This window comes from Bacteroidales bacterium (assembly GCA_014860585.1).
Classification (GTDB): Bacteria; Bacteroidota; Bacteroidia; order Bacteroidales; family 4484-276; genus RZYY01.
The window spans coordinates 1-3646 of record JACZJL010000144.1 but is presented as its reverse complement, the minus strand read 5'-3'; the positions used below and the strand labels follow the sequence as shown (position 1 = coordinate 3646).

Annotated in this window: 4 protein-coding genes; all 4 read left to right on the top strand. The window is 39.9% G+C overall.

What is annotated here, in order from left to right; all coding sequences use genetic code 11:
• Positions 1–1178: cobalamin-binding protein (locus IH598_14930; GenBank protein MBE0639811.1), on the top strand; the 1178-nt coding region annotated here is incomplete at its 5' end.
• 9 nt (positions 1179–1187) lie between these two features.
• Positions 1188–2147, top strand: coding sequence for a glycosyltransferase (locus IH598_14925; protein ID MBE0639810.1), 960 nt, complete (start codon positions 1188–1190; stop codon positions 2145–2147).
• Positions 2140–3051, top strand: a complete 912-nt coding sequence (locus tag IH598_14920) for a glycosyltransferase family 2 protein (protein ID MBE0639809.1) — start codon at positions 2140–2142, stop codon at positions 3049–3051. The genes IH598_14925 and IH598_14920 overlap by 8 nt, the downstream gene beginning before the upstream one ends.
• 292 nt (positions 3052–3343) lie before the next feature.
• Positions 3344–3646: glycosyltransferase family 2 protein (locus tag IH598_14915; GenBank protein ID MBE0639808.1), on the top strand; the 303-nt coding region annotated here is incomplete at its 3' end.

Here is a 3646-nt window from a genome sequence, read left to right as displayed (position 1 = left end):
ATTATGAGGAGGCTAAGAGGGAGTTTAATGCGTGGCTTAGAACACTGGCTGAAACAGGTTTTCTCGATATTGTTTCGGTGGGTTCCTCCCAACTAAGCCAAAGCGATTTTAGAACCGATTGGGGCAATCGTCCAAATGGTGGTGGGGTTCCGGTGAACAGTGAAGAAGATTTGGAAAAAATTTGGGAAGCCGCCAGGCCAATGCTTGTTCGAATCTATTCGAGCACTCGTAATGTTCCCCAAATGGCCGAAGTTTTTGAACGCACCATGAATATTGCCTGGCATGCATTGTCTTTCTGGTGGTTCAATCAGATTGACGGCAGGGGTCCAAATACGGTTGCTGAAAATCTCCGCCAACACATCGAAGCTTTAAAGGTGATTGCAAAGTCAGGCAAACCCTTTGAACCCAATATACCCCATCATTTTGCTTTTCGTGGCGGCGACGATTACACCTATGTGCTGTCTTCCTATTTGGCTGCTATCATTGCAAAGAAACTGGGCATTCGTTACCTGGTACTGCAAACCATGCTCAACACGCCCAAATATACCTGGGGTGTGCAGGATCTGGCTAAAGCAAGGGCACTGCTGAAACTGGTAAGAGAACTTGAAGACAAGAATTTTACGGTGTTTCATCAACCTCGTGCCGGTTTGGATTACTTTTCGCCCGACCTTGAAAAAGCAAAGGCACAACTTGCAGCCGTAACTGCCATGATGGATGATATTGAACCCGACAATCCCCAGCAGCCTGATATTATTCATGTTGTGAGTTATTGCGAAGCGGTAAAGCTAGCCACACCGGAATACATCAATGAAAGCATTCAGATCACCTTTAATGCACTGCACGAATACCGCCGCCAGAAAAAAGCCGGGAAGATGGATAACATGATGCATCATACCGAAGCAGCAGCCCGGACGAATGATTTATACCAGGAGGTAAAAGCCATGCGGCAACTCCTCGAAAAATATATTCCCAACCTTTACTCACCCGAAGGACTATACCAGGTATTCAGCAAAGGAATTCTCGTTGCCCCTTATTTATGGGAATGCCGTGATGAATTCAAAGAGGCCATCAAATGGAAAACCGCACTGGTGGATGGCGGCGTGAAGGTGGTGGATCAGAAAGGGTTGCCGGTGAAGCCTTCGGAGCGTATTAAAATGATACTAAACAGTGTTTTGTAAGAACAACAAATGGAAGAAGAAAACAAATACTACTACACACCTTTACCCGAGCCCATCCCCATCACCGAACAAGCATGGCCTGAGGGTACTTTGCCACTTGTGCACACCCGCACCATGACATACATGCACGAAAATTTCATTCGTGAATGTATTGAGGGAATTTTGATGCAAAAAACAACTTTTCCAGTTCAGGTATTGATTCATGATGATGCATCAACTGACAATACCGCAGAAATTGTCCGTGAATATGAATTAAAATATCCCCGATTGATCAAGGCCTACTATCAAAAGGAAAATAGCTATACAAAACCCGATAAACGTAAACGTAGGGCGGACTTCTCAAGTTGGCGTATCGGAAAGTACGAAGCCCTCTGCGAAGGCGACGACTACTGGACCGACCCGATGAAGCTGCAGAAGCAGGTGGATTTTTTGGAGGGGAATGAGAAGTATGTGATGTGTTTTCATAAAATATATGCAGATTGGTCTGGAAAACTAACTGATGATGAATCAATTGAAAGGAGATATCAGGCTGTCATAGATAAGAAGATGATCACAATCAATGACCTGCTTAAAATTGGAAATTTTATTCACACCTGCTCGGTTGTATTTAGAAATCAACTGATAAAATTTCCTTTTGAGATGGAATACAGTCCTGTTGGTGATTATTTTCTTTTTATTCTTCTTTCTGAAAAAGGGTATTTATATCGGTTAGATGATTATATGGGAATTTACCGGCGCGGTGTTGGAACATACTCATCGCTTGAGCCACAAGAAATGCATAGAAAAATTGTACAGTATCACATTGCTATATTATCATACCTAACTAATGACGTACATAAAAAAATTTTTTTACCAAAAACATTAGTTGCACTAGATAATCTAGTTAGTGTTCTTAAGCCAGTCAAACAAAAAAAGCGCAATGTTTTTCAACTTATTCCATCAATTATAAGAAGACTTTTTTATGCTTAGCTATGTTATAGTCGTTACCTACAACGCCACTAGGTGGATTGAAAAATGCTTTGGAAGTCTGCAGCAATCAACTATTCCAGTAAATATAATCGCTATTGACAATGGCTCAACCGATGGAACTCCAGAAATCATTCGCAATAAATTCCCATTGGTGCAGGTAATTCAAAATAGCGATAATCTCGGGTTTGGTAAAGCCAACAACGTTGGAATAAGAAAAGCCTATGATGCCGGTGCTGATTATGTTTTCTTACTCAATCAGGATGCTTGGGTGGAACCGGATACGATTGAGAAACTCATTCAGGCTCAACAAAGGGAGCCAGAGTTTGGTATTGTAAGTCCTGTCCATTTAAATGGAAGCGGGGATGCATTGGATCAATACTTTTCCCAGTATATAATACCAAAGTTTTGTCCGAAGCTTTATTCAGATAAATGGCTTGGAAAACTTAAGGATGAAATTTATGAAGTAGAATTTGTGAATGCAGCAGCCTGGTTATTATATCGTAAAACCATTGAAACGGTTGGTGGATTTAGCCCGTTATTTTTTCTTTATGCTGAAGACGATAATTACCTGCATCGCCTCAGAAATCATGGTCTCAAGGTGGGTGTTTATCCTCATGTAAGTATCTTTCATGACCGACATGAAAGAGAACCTAATCAATATTTCACCAATTCAGAAGAATTTAAGATTCGACAACTTATTTTAAAATATTCTGATCCGGGTCAGGAAGTGGATATTTATAGTTATTTATCAGTACAACGTAAACGAATTATTAAGGGATTATTAAGGTTGCGGTTTGATGATACAAGAATTACAATGACGAGATATCAAAGACTAAAAAAATTAGCTTCTGAAATTAATGCAATAAAAAAAGCTACAACCAATCCGGGAATGCATTTCTTGTAAACAAGTCTTGGATTGTCGCAAGTCGATTATTGCATTCATCAGTTTTTAATTACCTTGAAAGGAGTTTATTATTCCGGCATTCCCGATGAAATGCTCCATAATGAAACCAATCTAATTGCACAAAAGCTATAACATTGAGGGCATGACTTAACAAATGCTATGGATGCATGAAAACCCGGAAAAGGCAAAAGAAATGGGAAATTAAGGTGAACTAAGAATGAAAGAACGCTTTAGTATCGAGAAGTATTTGGGTGTGCTGATTAACATTGTATTATTGACCCGTTAATAGAAAATGAAAGAAAACTCAGAAAGTAGCAATCTAACACAAAAGAGTGATAAGCCACTTTTTTCTGCATTAATTGCGAACTATAACAATGGGCAATATCTTGAAGAATGCCTGCAAAGCATTTTTGCCCAAACCCATGAAAATTGGGAAATAGTCATTGTTGATGACGCTTCTACTGACAGTAGCCATGCAGTTTATGAAAAACACAAAAGCGACTCCAGAATCAGAATTCTGAAGAATGATAAGAACAGAGGCTGTGGTTACACAAAAAGAAAGTGTGTAGAAAACGCGAAGGGAGACATTTGTGGT

Excerpts from the sequence above, each read along its gene's own strand:
- IH598_14925 (MBE0639810.1), top strand. The coding sequence starts at position 1,188 with ATGGAAGAAGAAAACAAATACTACTACACACCTTTACCCGAGCCCATC.
- IH598_14920 (MBE0639809.1), top strand. The coding sequence starts at position 2,140 with ATGCTTAGCTATGTTATAGTCGTTACCTACAACGCCACTAGGTGGATT.